The organism is Rhodospira trueperi (assembly GCF_900101965.1).
GTDB lineage: Bacteria > Pseudomonadota > Alphaproteobacteria > Rhodospirillales > Rhodospirillaceae > Rhodospira > Rhodospira trueperi.
The window spans coordinates 293128-310440 of sequence record NZ_FNAP01000003.1; the positions used below are offsets into that span (position 1 = coordinate 293128).

General features: G+C 69.2%; 16 protein-coding genes and 1 other RNA gene. 11 read left to right on the top strand and 6 right to left on the bottom strand.

Annotated features, from left to right (window positions below):
- Nucleotides 1–26: 26 nt before the first annotated feature.
- The 5 genes from cysN to BLS85_RS06375 all read right to left on the bottom strand — a co-directional run bounded on the left by cysN (nucleotide 27) and on the right by BLS85_RS06375 (nucleotide 5114).
- The gene (cysN, locus tag BLS85_RS06355) at nucleotides 27–1937 is read right to left on the bottom strand and encodes a sulfate adenylyltransferase subunit CysN (protein WP_092783898.1); all 1911 of its coding nucleotides are present in this window, start codon (nucleotides 1935–1937) and stop codon (nucleotides 27–29) included.
- Nucleotides 1937–2830 (bottom strand): sulfate adenylyltransferase subunit CysD, encoded by an 894-nt coding sequence (cysD, locus tag BLS85_RS06360; RefSeq protein WP_092784079.1) that lies wholly within the window; start codon nucleotides 2828–2830, stop codon nucleotides 1937–1939. The genes cysN and cysD overlap by 1 nt, the downstream gene beginning before the upstream one ends.
- A gap of 181 nt (nucleotides 2831–3011) precedes the next feature.
- Nucleotides 3012–4160 (bottom strand): hypothetical protein, encoded by a 1149-nt coding sequence (locus BLS85_RS19035; RefSeq protein WP_092783901.1) that lies wholly within the window; start codon nucleotides 4158–4160, stop codon nucleotides 3012–3014.
- A gap of 111 nt (nucleotides 4161–4271) precedes the next feature.
- Complete coding sequence (locus tag BLS85_RS06370; protein WP_092783904.1) at nucleotides 4272–4535, bottom strand: hypothetical protein; 264 nt, start codon at nucleotides 4533–4535, stop codon at nucleotides 4272–4274.
- A gap of 138 nt (nucleotides 4536–4673) precedes the next feature.
- Nucleotides 4674–5114, bottom strand: coding sequence for a hypothetical protein (locus BLS85_RS06375; RefSeq protein ID WP_092783907.1), 441 nt, complete (start codon nucleotides 5112–5114; stop codon nucleotides 4674–4676).
- A gap of 121 nt (nucleotides 5115–5235) precedes the next feature.
- Here BLS85_RS06375 and BLS85_RS18640 point away from each other — a divergent pair, with 121 nt between their 5' ends.
- The 11 genes from BLS85_RS18640 to BLS85_RS06425 all read left to right on the top strand — a co-directional run bounded on the left by BLS85_RS18640 (nucleotide 5236) and on the right by BLS85_RS06425 (nucleotide 15307).
- Nucleotides 5236–5553, top strand: a complete 318-nt coding sequence (locus tag BLS85_RS18640) for a hypothetical protein (RefSeq protein WP_143027105.1) — start codon at nucleotides 5236–5238, stop codon at nucleotides 5551–5553.
- Nucleotides 5554–5560: 7 nt separating this feature from the next.
- A complete protein-coding gene (locus tag BLS85_RS06380; protein ID WP_143027106.1) occupies nucleotides 5561–5929 on the top strand; it encodes a cell division protein ZapA in 369 nt (122 codons plus the stop codon).
- 9 nt (nucleotides 5930–5938) lie between these two features.
- Nucleotides 5939–6097, top strand: a non-coding RNA gene (ssrS, locus tag BLS85_RS06385) — 6S RNA.
- Between the two features lie 81 nt (nucleotides 6098–6178).
- Entirely contained in the window at nucleotides 6179–6820 is a 642-nt protein-coding gene (locus tag BLS85_RS06390; RefSeq protein WP_245699105.1) for a 5-formyltetrahydrofolate cyclo-ligase, read from the top strand.
- Complete coding sequence (locus BLS85_RS06395) at nucleotides 6820–7641, top strand: TIGR00282 family metallophosphoesterase (protein WP_092783913.1); 822 nt, start codon at nucleotides 6820–6822, stop codon at nucleotides 7639–7641. Before BLS85_RS06390 ends, BLS85_RS06395 begins: the two co-directional genes overlap by 1 nt.
- Nucleotides 7642–7749: 108 nt before the next feature.
- Nucleotides 7750–8718, top strand: a complete 969-nt coding sequence (locus BLS85_RS06400) for an LAPAL motif-containing putative phage structural protein (RefSeq protein WP_092783916.1) — start codon at nucleotides 7750–7752, stop codon at nucleotides 8716–8718.
- A 104-nt stretch (nucleotides 8719–8822) separates the two neighbouring features.
- Complete coding sequence (locus BLS85_RS06405; RefSeq protein ID WP_092783919.1) at nucleotides 8823–11555, top strand: DUF4159 domain-containing protein; 2733 nt, start codon at nucleotides 8823–8825, stop codon at nucleotides 11553–11555.
- A gap of 265 nt (nucleotides 11556–11820) precedes the next feature.
- Nucleotides 11821–12411, top strand: coding sequence for a protein-methionine-sulfoxide reductase heme-binding subunit MsrQ (locus tag BLS85_RS06410; protein WP_092783922.1), 591 nt, complete (start codon nucleotides 11821–11823; stop codon nucleotides 12409–12411).
- 108 nt (nucleotides 12412–12519) lie between these two features.
- A complete protein-coding gene (locus BLS85_RS06415) occupies nucleotides 12520–13383 on the top strand; it encodes an HTD2 family dehydratase (protein WP_092783925.1) in 864 nt (287 codons plus the stop codon).
- Nucleotides 13384–13446: 63 nt separating this feature from the next.
- Nucleotides 13447–14670, top strand: a complete 1224-nt coding sequence (locus tag BLS85_RS06420; RefSeq protein WP_092783928.1) for a CoA transferase — start codon at nucleotides 13447–13449, stop codon at nucleotides 14668–14670.
- A gap of 7 nt (nucleotides 14671–14677) precedes the next feature.
- The gene (locus tag BLS85_RS06425) at nucleotides 14678–15307 is read left to right on the top strand and encodes a thiamine phosphate synthase (protein ID WP_245699106.1); all 630 of its coding nucleotides are present in this window, start codon (nucleotides 14678–14680) and stop codon (nucleotides 15305–15307) included.
- 86 nt (nucleotides 15308–15393) lie between these two features.
- Here the strand turns inward: BLS85_RS06425 and BLS85_RS06430 are convergent, their stop codons facing one another.
- The gene (locus BLS85_RS06430) at nucleotides 15394–17205 is read right to left on the bottom strand and encodes an ATP-binding protein (protein WP_176793423.1); all 1812 of its coding nucleotides are present in this window, start codon (nucleotides 17203–17205) and stop codon (nucleotides 15394–15396) included.
- Nucleotides 17206–17313 lie beyond the last annotated feature (108 nt).

Below are 17313 nucleotides of genomic sequence, written 5' to 3' on the forward strand. Positions count from 1 at the left end.
AGGCGGCTGGCCGACGGCCGGCCGCCCTATCCCTTGAGCAGCCCGCGTGCCCGCAGCGCCTGGACGACCTCGTCCGCCAGTTCGTCCGGACTGGCCCGGTCGGTGCGCAGGTGCAGTTCGGGCGCCTCCGGCGGTTCGTACTCGGAGTCGATGCCGGTGAAGTTCTTGAGCTGGCCGGCGCGGGCCTTTTTGTAGAGGCCTTTGGGGTCGCGCTGTTCGCAGACCTCCAGCGGCGCATCCACGAACACCTCCAGGAACTCGCCGTCCTCGACCTTTTCCCGCGCCAGCCGCCGCTCCGCCCGATACGGCGAGATGAACGACACGAGCACGATCAGCCCGGCATCGACGAACAGGCGCGCCACCTCGGCGACGCGACGGATGTTCTCCACTCGGGCTTCCGGGGTGAAGCCCAGGTCGCGGTTCAGGCCGTGGCGGACATTGTCGCCGTCCAGAATGTAGCTGTGGTGGCCCATGGCCAACAGGCGTTTTTCCACCAGGTTGGCCACCGTCGACTTGCCGGCGCCCGACAGGCCGGTGAACCACAGCACGCACGGCCGCTGATGCTTCTGGTGGGCGCGCGCGGCCTTGTCCACCTCCAGCGCCTGCCAGTGAATGTTGGCGGCGCGGCGCAGGCCGAAGGCGATCATGCCGCAGCCGACGGTGTGGTTGGTGGTCCGGTCGATCAGGATGAAGCCCCCGGTGGCGCGGTTGTCCTCATAGGGGTCGAACGGCACCGGCCGGGCCATCGCCAGATTACAGAACGCCACCTCGTTCAGATCCAGTTGCTTGGCCGCCAGCTTGTTCTGAGTGTTGACGTCCAGGCGATGTTTGATCTCGGTCACCTGGGCCGGAACCGTGGCATGCCCGATCTTCATCAGATAGCTGCGCTCGGGCAGCAACGGCTCCTCGGCCATCCAGACGATGTGCGCCGCCACCTGATCGGCCATTTCCGGACGCGCGTCGGCCGGGCTGATGACGTCGCCCCGGGCGATGTCCACTTCGTCGGCCAGCGTCAGCGTGACCGCCTCGCCGGCCACCGCCCGATCGCGATCGCCCGAGAAGTCCACCACCCGGGCCACCGTGGTCGGTCGGCCCGACGGATTGACGACGATGCGGTCGCCCGGCCGCACAACACCGGACGCCACCGTGCCGCAATAGCCGCGAAAATCCAGGTTGGGCCGGTTGACCCACTGCACCGGAAAGCGGAACGGGGCCGTCACGCTGTCCTGGACGACGTCCACCTCCTCCAGGAACGGCAGCAGCGCTGGGCCGTCATACCAGGGCATGCCGTCGCCCCGGTTCACCACGTTGTCGCCCATCAGGGCCGAAACCGGAATGCACACCGGCTCCGGCAGGTCGATGCGGGCGGCGAAGTCCACGAAGTCCGCGCGAATGGACTCGAACGTGGCGTGGTCGTAGTCCACCAGATCCATCTTGTTGACCGCCAGCACCACGTGCCGCAGGCCCATCAGCCGGGCGATGGTGGCATGGCGGCGCGTCTGCACCAGGACACCCTTGCGCGCGTCCACCAGCAGCACGGCCAGTTCGGCGTTCGAGGCGCCGGTGGCCATGTTGCGCGTGTACTGCTCGTGGCCCGGCGTGTCGGCGACGATGAACTTGCGCCGGTCGGTGGTGAAGTAGCGCCACGCCACGTCGATGGTGATGCCCTGCTCGCGCTCGGCCTGAAGGCCGTCCACCAGCAGCGACAGGTCCAGCGCCCCCCCTGCCCGGCCGCGCGCCTTGCTGTCGCGCTCCAGGCTCTTGAGCTGATCCTCGAAGATCAGCTTGGAATCGTAGAGAATCCGGCCGATCAGGGTGCTCTTGCCGTCATCGACGCTACCGCACGTCAGAAAGCGCAGCAGGTCGCGCTGGGCGGCCTTGCCGCTGAGGACCGCCTCGGTCGCGGCGGCGTCGAACGTCCGTCCGTCGTCGGCCATCAGAAGTACCCATCCCGCTTCTTGAGTTCCATGGAGCCGGCCTGGTCGTGGTCGATGGCCCGCCCGGCGCGCTCGGACGTGCGCGAATTGAGCATCTCGGCCACCACCTCGGCCACCGTGGCGGCGGTGCTTTCCACCGCGCCGGTCAGCGGATAGCAGCCCAGGGTGCGGAAACGCACACTCTTCATCTCCGGCTCGGTGCCCTCGGGAATCGGCAGGCGGTCATCGTCGACCATCACCCACATGCCGTTGTACGGGATCACCGGGCGCGGTTTGGCGAAGTACAGCGGCACCACCGAGATGGTTTCCTGGAGGATGTACTGCCAGACATCCAGTTCGGTCCAGTTGGACAGCGGGAAGGCGCGGATGCTCTCGCCGGTCTTGATGCGGCCGTTGTAGAGCGACCACAGTTCCGGGCGCTGATTGCGCGGGTCCCACTGGTGGGCGGCGGTGCGAAAGGAGAACACCCGCTCCTTGGCGCGGCTGGCCTCCTCGTCGCGGCGCGCGCCGCCGAAGGCCGCGTCGAAGCCGTGCTTCGTCAACGCCTGCTTCAGCCCCTGGGTCTTCATCACATCGGTATGCACGGAAGAGCCATGGCTGATCGGCCCCACACCGTCGCGCACGCCGTCCTCGTTCACATGCACGATCAGATCGAGGCCCAGTTCCCGCGCCGTTTGGTCACGGAATTCGATCATTTCGCGAAACTTCCACGTCGTGTCGACATGCATCAGCGGGAACGGCAGCGGCCCCGGCGCGAACGCCTTGCGGGCCAGATGCAGCATCACCGACGAATCCTTGCCAATGGAATACAGCATCACCGGGTTCCGGACCTCGGCGACCACCTCACGGATGATGTGGATGCTTTCAGCTTCCAGCCGCTTCAGATGGCTCAGACGGGCGTTTCCGGGCAGCCCTCCCCGCCCTGATACCGTCTCCGCACTATGCAAGGGTCTCTCCGTTCTCCACGACCTACTGGAAACAAGGCGTAGGCAGCCCTGATACTCGGGTCCTGTTTCGCCGAAGCCCGTTTTCCGCTGACGACGGACTCGCCGGAACACATGCGCCGGCCGGGAATCACCCGGACGGCCCGTCGGCCGCGCGCTCCCGATCCATGCGCGCGCGCAGATCGCGCACCGCCGACAGCGCGCTGAGTTCGTCGTCGATCACCGCCATGCTGGCCTTGAGGCGGTCGCGCTCGGCCTGGGTCGATTTGCGCCGCGTCTCGCGCATCAGGTTGGCCAGGGCGAACAGGCGATGGGCCACTTCCTCCGGATCGTCCAGGCTCTCGCCCACGCCCTTGATGCGGTCCACCAGCCGGGCGATGTCGGCTGCCGTCTCGGCGTGACCGACCAGGATGGGGCGCAGATCACGGTACTTGTCCGGGTGCAGTTGAAGGAACGCGCGCGTCTCCCGCAGGATGACGGAGACATGCATGAGCGCCTCGGACACCGGATGATTGGGCCACGCCAGGGCCACCCCCCGGATCCGCCCGTGATGAGCGCGAAAGGCCGCCAGTTCCTCCACCAACAGCTCGGGATCATACCCGGGAACCTTCAGCGCGGCGTCCTCGGCGGCCTCGGGATCGGCCTTGGGCGCCGCCTCGGGCTTCGTCGCGGCCTCCTCGAACGCGTCGCCCCCCGCCGCCTCAGCACTGGCCTCGCCCCCCCCGCCGACATCGGCGAACGCGGCGTCGGCCTGCTGACGCGCCCACACCCGGTCCCACCAGGGTCCCGATTCCAGGGCCTTCAGGTCGTCCGCCTCCTCAAGCCGGCGCCACGGTGCATCCGCCCGCGCGCGCCACAGCCACAGCCGGCCCATGACAAGGGACGCATAGGCCACGATGTCCACGACGACGGGATCCCCCGGGCTGCGGGGGTCGGCGATGTCGGGCATCACAAGATACAGCCCGGCCATGAGCAGGACGAGAACGCCGTACCCCATCGCGCCGCGCCGCCGATCCGGGCGGCGGCCCGGCACCATCCAGTCGGGACGGGCCAGCGCCAGGGGAATGCACAGCGCGAACGCCGCCGCCCAGGCGCCGAATAGGCCCAGGGGCGCGGCCACCAGCGCGGCGATGCCGATCAGACTGCTGCCGAGCAGGGCATGCAGAAGGCGCCATTGGGCTTCGTTCGGCGACGGCCCACCGCGTCCCGGCCCGATCACGGCCCGGAACAGCCCGAACCCGCCGAACAGGGCGGTAACAGCGCAAAGAAACTCGATCATGCCGGATGGGGTCCATCGCACCACGGGGGGCGGGACGACAGCCCCGCGCGCCTGCGACAGACATAGCGCCGATCCGCGCCGAAGAAAACCGTCGCGATGCCCCGCGCGGGATCAGGCGCGCGGCGCCTCCTGTGTGCTCGCGCTGACCGGGCAGGCCTTGGCCTTGCCGCAGCCCGCGCAGGCGGTGCGGCGCCGGCCGAAATAGGTCCGCCACAGGTAGACCCCGGCCACCAGCACCACCACGCCGACGGCGGCGAGGTCCCACGGCCCGGCGGAGGCTTCCTGCCCGAAATCAACGGCCGGGGCGGACGGCGCCTCGGTTCCAGCGGCGAGGCCGTCTGTCGGCGAGATGGGGGCGGATGTTGTCTCGGTCATGCGACCCTGGTCCTTGTCCGGAAGGGAGGCCCGATCCGCCGCCCGGCTGGCAGGGGTGATCAGGCCATCGTTACGGTCTGCACGGTATTGATTTTAAGAACCGCTCGCAACAAAAATCGGGCGCCGATGTTGGACACGTCAGGAATCGGCCGCGCCGCCTCCCCGGGGCAACAGCCGCACCCGAACCCCGGCCGTCGCGGCCCGGGACGTCAGGGCCTCCACGGCTGGCGCCGGCACGTCATCGTCCAGCGCCAAAACCAGCGTCCAACCGGGCGGCGCCGGCCAGTCGGCCAGCGCCGCCAAGGCGAGCCCCACGGCCGGGCCGCACTCCCACACCAGCACCAGGGGCGGGGGCGGGGGCGGTGCCTCCGACTCGACCCGCGCCCAGCGCTCGCGAAAGACGGTCACCAGCGCGCGCGGCCAGCCAGGTCCCAGGGCCTCGCCCACGCCTTCGGGCGCGGCGACCACCAGGGGCATGCCGGCCGGCGCCGCCCGGGCCGCCGCCAGAAGGTCATCCGGGCCGGCAATGCGCGTCCAGGGCCGCGACTCCTCCGGTTCGGAAAGCAACGGTGTCGCCATTGACGCGACTCCCCGGCGTCCTTATTCTCAGGTTTGATCCCAGCCGCTTAAAGTAGCATGCTGAATCCGATCAGGAAAACACGCGTCTTGCGGTGTCGCGCGGCACCCGGACAGGGTGGTGATGATCGACGTGAAACGGTCCGCCGACGGTCGGCGGACCCAGGAGGACGACATGGCCGGGCAACGCGTTGACGAGGCGCTTGAGGTGCTGGGGCAGGCCATCAGCCGCCTGGAAACGGCGGTCGCGGCCCGCGCGGATCGCCTGACCCGGGATGAGGCCGACAGCGAGGCGCGCCAACAGGACGTCTCCGCCCTGCGCGACGAATACGCGGCGCTGCGCGGCGATTACACCCAGCTTCGGGACGTGGTCGAGCAGGTCGACGGCCGGCTCGACGGCACCGTGGCGCGACTGCGCGCCCTTCTCGACCTGGAAGGATGAACGGCCCATGCCGCAGGTTACCATCACCGTCAACGGCCGCGACTACCGCATCACCTGTGGCGAGGGGGAAGAACAGAACGTCATCGATCTGAGCAAACGGCTCGATTCAATGGCCGACGACCTCAGCGGGCGGCTCGGTCACCTCAGCGAGGGCATGGCCCTGATCATGATCGGGCTGACACTGGCCGACTCGCTGGCCGACGTGGAACGCGAGCGCGACGAACTGCTGGCGCGCGTGGAGCCCATGGGCGTCGAGGCGGAGCGGGCCGAGGCCCGCGACCGCGCCCATGCGGAGGCGGAGGATCAGGCCGCCGCCGTCATCGCAGCCATGGCCCAGCGCATCGAGGCCCTTGCCGCGCACCTGGACCAGGCCTAGGTTGAGGGGGCGGGGCTGCCCGGTTCGTCAGGCACGCACACTCCCGGGGGCTATACGTCTAAGAAAGGGAGCTGTCCCTGTCGGGACCCTGGTCTCGTCACACGGCGCCCACGTTGTGTCCGCGGCCCATGTGGAGGTCGCACCGCCAACGGCCAGGGTGGCTCCGCACCGTCTTCCCGTCAGCGACCCCGGCCCGCCGTACGGTTTGGGTCCGGCGGCTGTTCGCATAGGTTTCCGCGAGGGCCGCGCGTGACCGCTTCTTCTCTCATCTGCGATCCAACACTGTGCGCCGCCGCCGCCCACAAGGCGGCACTGCGTCGGCACTTGCTGGCGGCGCGGCGGGCGCTGGATCCGGACACCGCCGCCCAGGCAGCGCTGGCCGCGCGCGACCACGCCCTGACCCTCCCGTCACCGCCGCCGGGCGCGGTGGTGGCCGGGTTCTGGCCGCTGGCGGGGGAAATCGACCCCCGTCCCCTGCTGGAGGCGCTGCGGGCGCGCGGGCATCCCCTCGCATTGCCCGTCACGCCACCGCCCGGCGCCGCTCCGAGCCTTATCTTCCGCGTCTGGGAGGGCGATCCGGACGCGCTGGAGCCGGGGCCGTTCCACACCCGTCAGCCTCCGGCGACAGCCCCGGCGGTGGAGCCGGACTGGATCCTGGTGCCGTTGGTGGGATTCGACCGACGCGGCCACCGACTGGGCTTTGGGGCGGGCTACTATGACCGGTTTTTAGACGGCCGCGCCGCAACCGCCGTCGGCCTTGCCTTCGCCTGTCAGGAGGTGCCTCTGGCCGAGGGCGGAGTTCCTGTCGAACCGCACGACGTTCCGCTCACCGCCGTGGTCACGGAACGCGGCGTGATCCGGCCGGATGATCTCTCGAAAGGCCCGGGCTGATGCGCATTCTCTTTCTGGGCGACATTGTCGGACGCAGTGGACGCGATGCCGTGTGCGCGGCGCTGCCGGGCCTGCGCGACGAACTGGCCCTTGATGTCGTCATCGCCTGCGGCGAGAACGCGGCCCACGGCTTCGGGCTGTCCCCTCGTCTGTGCGAGGAGTTGCTGGCGTCCGGGATCGACGCCATCACGCTGGGCAATCATTCCTGGGATCAGCGCGACATCATCCCCTACATCGGCACCGAGCCGCGCCTGCTGCGCCCCGCGAACTATCCGCCGGGCACACCGGGCAACGGCGCCGTGCTCATCACCGATGCGCGCGGGCGACGGCTGCTTGTGGTGCAGGTCATGGGGCGGCTGTTCATGGACCCGCTGGACGATCCCTTCGCCGCCGCGCTGCGGGAGGTCGAGGCGGCGCCGCTGGGCGGGCCGCCGGGGCGCGGCGCCGATGCCATTCTGGTGGACTTCCACGCCGAGGCCACCAGCGAAAAGATGGCCTTCGGGCATTTCCTCGACGGACGCGTCTCGGCGGTCATCGGCACCCATACCCACATCCCGACGGCGGATGCCCAGATCCTGCCCGGCGGCACCGCCTATCAGACCGACGCCGGCATGTGCGGCGACTATGACTCGGTGATCGGGATGATCAAGGTGCCGGCCACGCAGCGGTTCGTGCGCAAGATGCCGACCGACCGGCTAAAGCCCGCGTCCGGGCCGGCGACCCTGTGCGGCGTGGTGGTGGAGACCGACGACGCCACCGGACTGGCGCGGTCCATCGTGCCGTTGCGCCGGGGCGGACGGTTGCTGGCGACGACGCCGTAGGCACCAGTGCCCAGCGGACTCGATCCGCAGGGGGCGTCTCGATCCTGATCCTGAGGGATTCCTTTCCGCCTTCAACGTCCGTATAGTGATGGGACAGGAGCAGTTCCCATGGTTGAGCGCGTCCATTCTGTCATCCGTTTCGACGGTCCCGCACTGAGCGGGCATTCGATGGACGTTGCCCATTTGGCTCCCGCGCTGCTGTCTCTCAGCGAGGTGGTGAAAGCCGCCAACACATTCGCCAATGGGGACCGCGCTGGCGTCAAAGTCTATGTCAACGCGAACCTGGAGCAGAAGTGCTTCGAGTTGAATCTTGAACTCGCGTTGACGATCTGGGAACAAGCCAAACTTCTCATCACAGACGAACGGATTGTGGCCGCCAAGGAAATAGCGGAATGGATAGGTCTGGTCGGAGGAGCCGCAGGCGGAGTTGGTTGGGGCCTTTTCAAATTTATTAAGCATATTCGAGGAAGGAAAATTGAGTCAGTCACGGTACTAAAAATGAAAGATGGAAACAGTGTTATAGAGGTTCGGGTTGAGGGCGCCGACGAACCGATCATCATCAGCAAGGCGGTTTACGAGCTATATGCCGACAAGAATATCAGGCGAAAAACCCTTGATGTGCTGGCTCCTCTGCGAGAGACGGGGTATGATTCACTAAAGTTCTATGATGGCGACACGGTGTTCACCGAGTTTTCTTCGGACGAGATTCCGGAGCCCGGCGGCTCGGATTTGCCCGAAGTGATCCCGCAGAATCTCCAGAAATCGAACATCCGGACGGGCGTCCGCATTCGAAAGGCGGTGTACGAGGGCACCTCAAAGTGGACCCTTGTCTATAAAAGGGCGATTGATGCGTCGATAGATGATCTCGATTGGCTCAACACATTCCAGTCTGGCGCAGTGAACGCGCCGCCCGGCAGTTCCTTGGATGTTGACCTTGAAGAATCATACATTATGAATGAGAATAGCGAGATCATTGGCGAGGCAACTTATCGCGTCGTCAAAGTTCACGATGTTCTTCTTCCGCCGGAACAAAAAACACTGAGATTCCGGGAAGGCGACGCACTTTCTGATGAGTAAATGCACACCAGGCGGGAAACTGACGGCCAAGCCTCGATCCGTCGCCCGGGGCGACATACATACCATCGAATGAGTCGTGGCAACCTCCGCGAGGGCCGGTGACAATGCTGAGCTTGGGTCCTCTGGCGTTCGGCGCTCCCTGGGTGCTGCTGGCGGTGGCGGCGCTGCCGCTGCTGGTGTGGCTGATGCGCGCCATGCCGCCGGCACCGCGCCGTCTGGCGTTTCCGGCCGTCGGCCTGCTGTTTGGCCTGCGGGCCGAGGAACAGGTGTCCGTGCGCACGCCGTGGTGGCTGATCCTGCTGCGGCTGTTGCTCGCCCTGGTGCTGATCCTGGGACTGGCCGGGCCGGTTCTATCTCCGGCCGGAGACACGGCGGCGGACGGTGACGGTCCCCTGATCCTGGTGGTGGACGACACCTGGGCGGCGGCGCCCACGTGGTCGGAGCGGCGTGCCCTGATGCTGGACCTCGTCGCCCGGGCCGGGCGGCACGGGCGGGCGGTGATGGTGCTGACCACCGCCGCCGAGGCCCCGGACGCGGTCGCCGATCCGCCGGCGCCGATGGCGCCCGGCGACGCGGCCACGGTGCTGCGGGCGCTCGACCCCAAACCCTGGGACAAGGACCTGACGGCCGCCCTGGATCGCCTCGCGTCGGCCCGGCCCGAGGCGGGCCGCGCGGTCTGGGTACACGACGGGCTGGCCGCGCCGGACACCGACGCCATGATGACCGCGTTGGGTGACCTTGGCGGCCTGACGGTCCACCGGGCCGCCCCCGACGAGGGCCCCCTGATCCTGCGGCCCCTGACCACACCGGGCGAATCCGGCCCGGCCCTGGAGGTGACCCGGCCCGCCGCCGACCGGCTGCCGGCCCGTGCCGTCACCGTGCGGGCGCTGGATGCCCAGGGCCGCGCCGTGCTGAGCGTTCCCGCGACCCTGCCGGAGGGCGCCACGACGACCCCGGTCAGCCTCGACCTGCCGGCGGAAGTGCTGCCGGACCTGGGCCGGGTGGAGATCGCCGGGCACCAAGGCGCCGCCGCCGTGGTGCCGGCGGACGGACGCTGGCGACGCCGGCCGGTCGGCCTCGTGGTTGGCACCGGCGCGGGCGAAGGCGCCCCGGTGCCGCTACTGGACGAGACCCACTATCTGCGGCAGGCGCTGGTGCCGCTGGCCCGACCGCGCGAGGGCGGGGTGACGGACCTGCTTCAGGGCGGGCTGGCGCTGATGCTGATGACCGACGGCGCCCATCCGGACGCCGAGGCGGTGGCCGCGCTGGTGGACTGGGTGCGCGACGGCGGCACGCTGGTGCGCTTCGCCGGGCCGCGCCTGCCGGAGCTGGCACCCGAGCTGCTGCCGGTGCGGCTGCGCCCCGGGGAGCGCGCCATGGGCGGCGCGCTGTCATGGACCGCGCCGGCCCACTTGGCCCCCTTCCCCGACACCGGACCCTTCGCCGGCCTGACCCCGCCCGACGACGTGACGGTGTCACGGCAGGTGCTGGCCGAGCCGGCGCCCGACCTGCCCGCCCGCACCTGGGCGCGCCTGGAGGACGGCACACCCCTGGTGACCGGCGCGACCGTGGGGCGCGGCCGGGTGGTTCTGGTGCATGTCACCGCCGATCCGCGCTGGTCCTCGCTGGCCATGTCCGGCCTGTTCATCGACATGCTGCGCCGTCTGATCGACACGAGCGCGGGGGTCGGGGGACGCGACACCGGCACCGAGGCGGGCACCCCGCTGCCGCCGTACCGGATCCTGGACGGCTTCGGCCGCGCGGTCGATCCGCCGCCCGGCACCCGTCCGCTGCCGTCGGCGATGATTGAGGCCCCCCGGATCGATCCGGCGCACCCGCCCGGTCTGTACGGTCCCCCGGGACACCTGCATGCCCACACGCTGGGGGCGGCGCTGTCGGCGCCGGAGATGCTGGGCGCGCTGCCGGAGAACGCGCACGCGGCCAGCCTGAACGCCACGGCCGGCGAGCGCGACCTGCGCCCGCCGCTGCTGACCGCCGCCCTGGTTCTGGCCCTGGTGGACCTGCTGGTGTCGCTGGCGTTTCGCGGCCTGCTGCCGGGTCGGACGGCGCGGGCGACCACCGCCGCCGCCGTGCTGCTGGCCGTCGGTGCGGCGGCGCTGGCCGGGCCGGGGCCGGCGCGGGCGGACGACGCGCCCATCGATCCGAAGGCACTGGCCGGGGCGCTGCACACCCGGCTGGCGTGGGTGGACACCGGCGAGGCAGAGACCGACCGCGTCACCGAAGCCGGCTTGGTCGCCCTGACCCGGGTGCTGGCGCGGCGCACGTCGGCGGAACTCGCCGAGCCGGTGGCGGTCGATCCGGCGCGCGATGCCCTGGAGGTGTTTCCACTGCTGTACTGGACCATCACGCCGGGACAGCCCCCGGTGACATCGTCGGCCCGCCGGGCCATCGCCGCCTATCTGCGCGGTGGCGGCATGATCCTGCTGGACGTGCATCCCGGCGGCGATCCGGCGCGCGTGCTCGACGGTGTGGACATTCCGCCCTTGGAGCCGCTGCCGGAGGATCACGTCCTGACCCGCAGCTTCTATCTGCTCGACCGCTTCCCGGGCCGCACCCAGGGTCAGACGGTGTGGGTCGAGGCCGATCCGTCCACCCACGACGGCGTGTCATCCCTGGTGGTGGGCGCCCATGACTGGGCCGCCGCCTGGGCCACGGACGAGACCGGCCGGGCGCTGTTCGCCACCGTGCCCGGCGGCAACCGGCAGCGGGAAATGGCCTATCGGTTCGGGGTCAATCTGGTGCTGTACGCCCTGACCGGTAACTACAAGGGTGATCAGGTGCACCTGCCGGCGATCATGGAACGGCTGACGAACTGAGGACTCACCGAACCCGGATCGGGTGGCCTGAAGGGAGACGGGGAATGCGCGGAACTGGACCCGATGACAGCCGCCGCTGTCTGATCCTGGCCGACGAGAGGATTGACTCGTCCAGCACGGTATCTCTGCGACGGACCAGAGATCGTGAGTCTTGGTTTTTCGTTCGCCGCAACGCCCCTTCGGGGCGCGCGGCTCCGGGCCTTCGGCCCGCCGGCGCGCGTGCGCCGGCCACCCTCCGAAACGATCTTCCGTTTCGGAGGGCGGTATGACCCGCGACCGCATCGAGTGGTGGGCGGTGTTCATCGGCTGCGCGCTGCCGCTTCTGGCGCTGGGTTGGTGGGCCGTCACGGGCGACCTGGGCGTCAACCCCATCGAGACCATCGTCCGACACCTGGGGGACTGGGCGCTGCGTCTGCTGGTGCTGACGCTGGCGTTGACGCCGCTGCGGCACCTGACCCGGACGGCGCGCTTCATCCGCTATCGCCGCATGATGGGCCTGTGGGCGTTTGCCTATGCCTGCCTGCATGTGCTGGCCTACGTCGTGATCGACATCGGCCTGCACTGGCCGACGTTCTTCGGCGATCTGACCAAACGGCCGTACATCATGGTCGGCATGGCGGCGTTCGTGGCCTTGATCCCGCTGGCCGCCACCTCCACGAGCGGCATGATCAAGCGCCTGGGCGGCAAACGCTGGAAGCGCCTGCACCGGCTGGTCTACGTGGCCGGCGCCCTGGCCGCCGCGCACTATGTCCTGATGGTCAAGGCGGACATCCTGGACCCCATGATCTACATCACCACCCTGGTGGTGCTGTACGCCGTGCGTCTCGGCCGCTGGCAGGCCGGACGGTCGGTGTAGTAGCCTTTTGCCGCCCCCGCATGGTTGTCGGCGGCGGCTCGCGTCCCAACCTTGGAGGACGGGGCCGCCCGCCCCCACCGTCGTTCGCCGCCCTCAGGAGATCACCCGATGCCCCCCAACGCTCCGGAGGACTCGCCCCGGACCGCCATCGGCCGGTACCAGACCGCCATCGACCTGGCCACCCCGGTACCCGTCAAGCTGATGCAGGCCACCCTCAATGATGCGGCGGTAGAGCCGACCCCCGGCGATGCGCTGCCGCCGCTGTGGCACTGGCTGTACTTCCTGCCGGACGCGCCGATGTCCAACGTCGGGCCGGACGGCCATCCGAAGCGCGGCGGGTTCCTGCCGGCCATCCCCCTGGAGCGGCGCATGTGGGCCGGCGGGCGCCTGACGTTCCAGGGCGATCCGTTGCGGGTCGGGGACACGATCACCAGGGACTCCGAGATCCTCGACGTTCAGGAGAAGAGCGGCAAGGCCGGCGACATGGTGTTCGTGACCGTGCGCCACCGTGTCTCGACGCCGCGCGGTCTGGCGGTGGAAGAGGAGCAGGACATCGTCTACATCGCCATGCCCACGGTCTTCAAACCGCCGCCGCCGCAGGAGGCGCCGGCCGATCCGGCTTGGCGCGACCCGGTCGCGGTCGATCCGGTGCTGCTGTTCCGCTATTCGGCGCTGACGTTCAACGGCCACCGCATCCACTACGACCGTCCCTATGCGATGGAAACCGAGAAGTATCCCGGCCTTGTCGTCCACGGGCCGCTTCAGGCCATGATGCTGATGGAATCGGCGCGGCGGCGCGAACCGACGCGGCGGGTCGCGTCCTACGCCTTCCGGGGCGTGCGGCCGCTGTTCGATTTCGATCCCGTGGCCGTGCACGGGTACGCGCGCGACGACGGCGGCCACGACCTGATGACCGTGAACGGAGACGGCTTGGTCTGCATGAAGGCCACCGTGCATTGGACGGAGGGGTGAACCGAGATCCGGGCGAACACCCAAGGCGTAGAACTGGGTTGAAACAAAACGGGGAGGATCGAGGTGGCGCAACTCCTGCAAGGGCTCCGGGTGGTCGAGGGCACGTCCTTCGTGGCCGCCCCGCTGGCGGGCATGACCCTGGCGCAACTGGGCGCCGAGGTGATCCGGTTCGACCGCCTTCAGGGCGGCCTGGACCACTACCGCTGGCCGGTGACGTCCGACAACCGGTCCATGTTCTGGGCCGGCCTCAACAAGGGCAAGAAGTCCATCGCCGTGGACATGACCACGGATCGGGGCAAGGAGATCGTCACCAACCTGATCTGCGCGCCCGGCCCCGGCAACGGCATCTTCCTGACCAACCTGCGGGTTCGGGGCTGGATGGATTACGATTCTCTCCGCCAGCACCGCGACGACCTGATCATGATTTCCATCCTGGGCACGCGCGGCGGCGCCCCCCAGGTGGACTACACCGTCAACCCCGCCGTGGGCTTCCCGCACGCCACCGGCCCGGAGGGATCGAGCGATCCCATTGCCCACGTGCTGCCGGCCTGGGACTGCATCACCGGGCAGAAGGCGGCACTCGGCCTGTTGGCGGCGGAACGACACCGCCGCCTGACCGGCGAGGGCCAGTTGGTCGAACTGGCGCTGAAGGATGTGGCCCTGGCGATGCTCGGCAATCTGGGCATCCTGGGCGAGGTTATGGTCAACGACGTGGACCGGCCCAAGTACGGCAACGCGCTGTACGGCGCCTATGGGCAGGACTTCATCACCGCCGACGGCCGGCGCATTATGCTGGTGGCCCTGACCGACCGGCAATGGCGCGGCCTGGGTAAGGTCACCGGGCTGGCGGACGCCTTCACGGCGCTGGGCGAGCGTTTGGGCGCGGACCTGAACAAGGAGGGCGAGCGCTTCATCCACCGCCACGCCATCACCGAAATCCTCAAGCCTTGGTTTGCGGATCGACGCGTCGAGGACTTCGCCGACCTGTTCAATCAGAACAGCGTGACCTGGTCGGAGTTCCGTAGCTTCAAACAAGCCGTCGAGACCGACCCCGACCTGAGCACGGCCCATCCCATGTTCGAGATGATCGACCAACCGGGCATCGGGGAATACCTGGTGCCGGGCTCGCCGTTCGAGTTCAGCGCGGCCGAGCGGGAACCGCCGGTCAGGGCTTCTCACCTGGGCGAGCACACGGAGGATATTCTCTCCGGCATCCTGGGTCTTGACGACCATCAGGTCTCCAGGCTGTTCGACGACGGCGTCGTCGGCGGCCCCCGGAAGGGATAGGACGCTGGTGGCGGGATCACTGGCGGACTCCGCGCGACGGCTGACGGCGGTCGGAAACCGGCCGCTGCCCGCCGCGTGGCTGGTGAGCGATCCGGCGCGTCTGCCGGATCCGATGCCGGTTCTGAGGCGGATGCCGCGCGGCGCCGGCCTGATCTGGCGCCCGTACGGACTCGCCTGGGCGGAGGCCCTGGCGCGCGGCCGGGCGTTGCGGCGCCGGACCCGGGCGCGGGGCATGGTGCTGCTGGTGGCCGGGGACTGGCGGCTGGCGGCGGTGCTGGGCGCCGACGGCCTGCACCTGCCGGAAGGACTGGCGCGCCGGAGTGTGCTGGCCCCCGCGCTGGCGTGGGCGAAAAGGCAAGGACGCTTGCTCAGCGTCGCGTGCCATGGTCCCCGCGCCCTGGCCCGGGCGCGCGCGTTGAACGCGGACATGGCGGTGTTGTCGCCGGTCTTTCCCACCGCGAGCCATCCGGACGCGGCCACGCTCGGCCCGGTGCGGTTCACCCTGATGAGCCGGCGGGCGGGCCTGCCGACGGTTGCCCTGGGCGGGATCACTCCCGCCACCGCCCCCCGTCTACGTCACAGCGGCGCGGCCGGACTGGCGGCGGTGTCCGGGTGGGATCATACGGTTTCCGGTTAAATGGTCCGCACCTGTCGGGCGGCTGGCCGAAAGACAGCCGCCGCCAAGTCGAGAGCCGGCGGGGGCCCTTCGGTCACCCGCCTCGATCAGTCGTGGGCGGGGTTGTCGGCGTCGGCGGGGAAGGCGAGGATCACGCACGTGCCCTCCTCCGGGCGGCTGTGGATCTCCAGCCGGCCACCGTGCAACCGCATGATTTCCGCCGACAGTGACAGGCCGAGCCCCGCCCCGCCGTGCTGGCGCGTCATGGGGTCGCCGTGGACCTGCCCGAAGGGGCGCAGGGCGACGGCGATCTGAGCCGCCGACATGCCTCGGCCGGTGTCCTCAATGATGAGGCGGTGCGAGCCGTCACCGCACCGGTTGCGCACCACCACGCGCCCGCCCGGCGGGGTGAACTTCACCGCGTTGCCGATCACATTGAACAGCGTCTGCCGTATCCGCTTGCGATCCAAAAACAAGGCGTGCAGGGCATCCGTCCCGTTCTCCAAGGACACCCCCTTGTCGCGCGCCGTCCGCGACAGAAGAGCCAGCACCTCATTCACCAACGCACTCATACCGAACCGCTCGCGCTCCAATTTCATGGACTCGGCCTCGATCAGCGACAGGTCGAGCACGTTGTCGACGATTTCCAGCAGGTGGCGGCCGCTGCCCCCGATCAGATCGGGATACTCGGCATAGGTCTCGGGCAACGGCCCCAAGACCCGGTTGGCCATCAGCTCGGAAAAGCCGATGATGGCGTTCAGCGGCGTGCGCAGTTCATGGCTCATGTTGGCCAGAAACTCGGACTTGGCCACGTTCGCTGCCTCGGCGCGCCGGGCGGTGTCGCGCAGGTCGGCGTTCACCCGGGTCAACTCGGTCGTGCGTTCGTCCACCCGCTGTTGCAGCGTGACGCGGAAGCGCAGGTTGGAATCGAGCACCAGACCCAGGGCCACCAGAACCAGCAGAGCCACCCCGGTCAGACCGTTCACCAGCCACGTGCGGTGCCCATCACCGCCGGCGAGGGGCGGATAGAACGAAACCCGCCACGTCCGGTTCAGAATTGGAAGGTGAACCGCGTCGAACGCCTCACTGTCCGGCCCCAGACCGGGCGAGTGATAGAGATCCCGGGACACCGCGTCCCCGGTCACATCCTCCACCCGGACGCGCGGCTGCGACGCGGCGGCCGCCGTGCCGTCCCCCAGGACGGCGCCGATCAGGCGCCCCGGCGTCAGGCTGACGGCGATGACGCCGGGGGCATCCCCCGTATTCACCGCCAGCGGAATCTGCTGAGCCAGAACCTTCATGATGAGGATGCTGGGCGGCGCGCCCCGAGGATCCTGCGACAGGCGTACGGGCGCCGTCACGCGGGCCTCCCCTGCGTCCCGTGACGCCAGCAGGGTCTCCAATCGCTCAGCGTTGGACGCCATGTCGAAGCCGATGATCCCCGCGCGGCCTTCCGGCGATTCCGCATACAGCATGGGGGCCGCATAGGCCCCGGCGGCGGGACCGGGCGGCGCGGCCAGAACCAGGGGCGGATACCCCAGCGCGGCCCGCTCCGCCTGGCGCTCGGTCAGGGACCGCGCCAGCGCGGGCCACTGCTCTGAGTCCACCAGGACCGACAGTCCCACCGCCCGCACCGCCTCGGGGGGACCGAACAGATTCACGCTCTCCACAAAGGCCGCGAACTCCGCCTCGGTCACGTGGTCACTGGCCAGCAGCATGGCAGCCACGGCATCGGCCATGAACAGGGTGCGCTCAATAACGGAGTCGATGCGGTGGGTCAGCGTGCGGGCGAGGGAGTGCCGCGCGAGGACGTATTCATGCTCATAGGTCGCGGTAATGGCCCACGCCAAGTACCCCACGATCATCATGGCGACGACGACCAAGGCCAGGGACACGGCCCGGAGGATTCGAACCGACATGTTCCAGGACGTCTCCTCGTCCGGAGGCTGACCGGGTCTTGACGCCCGCTCCACCAGACCTGCGCCCGCGCGCCGGGGTGGCGCGTCGCGCCGGACTGAAGTGTAACG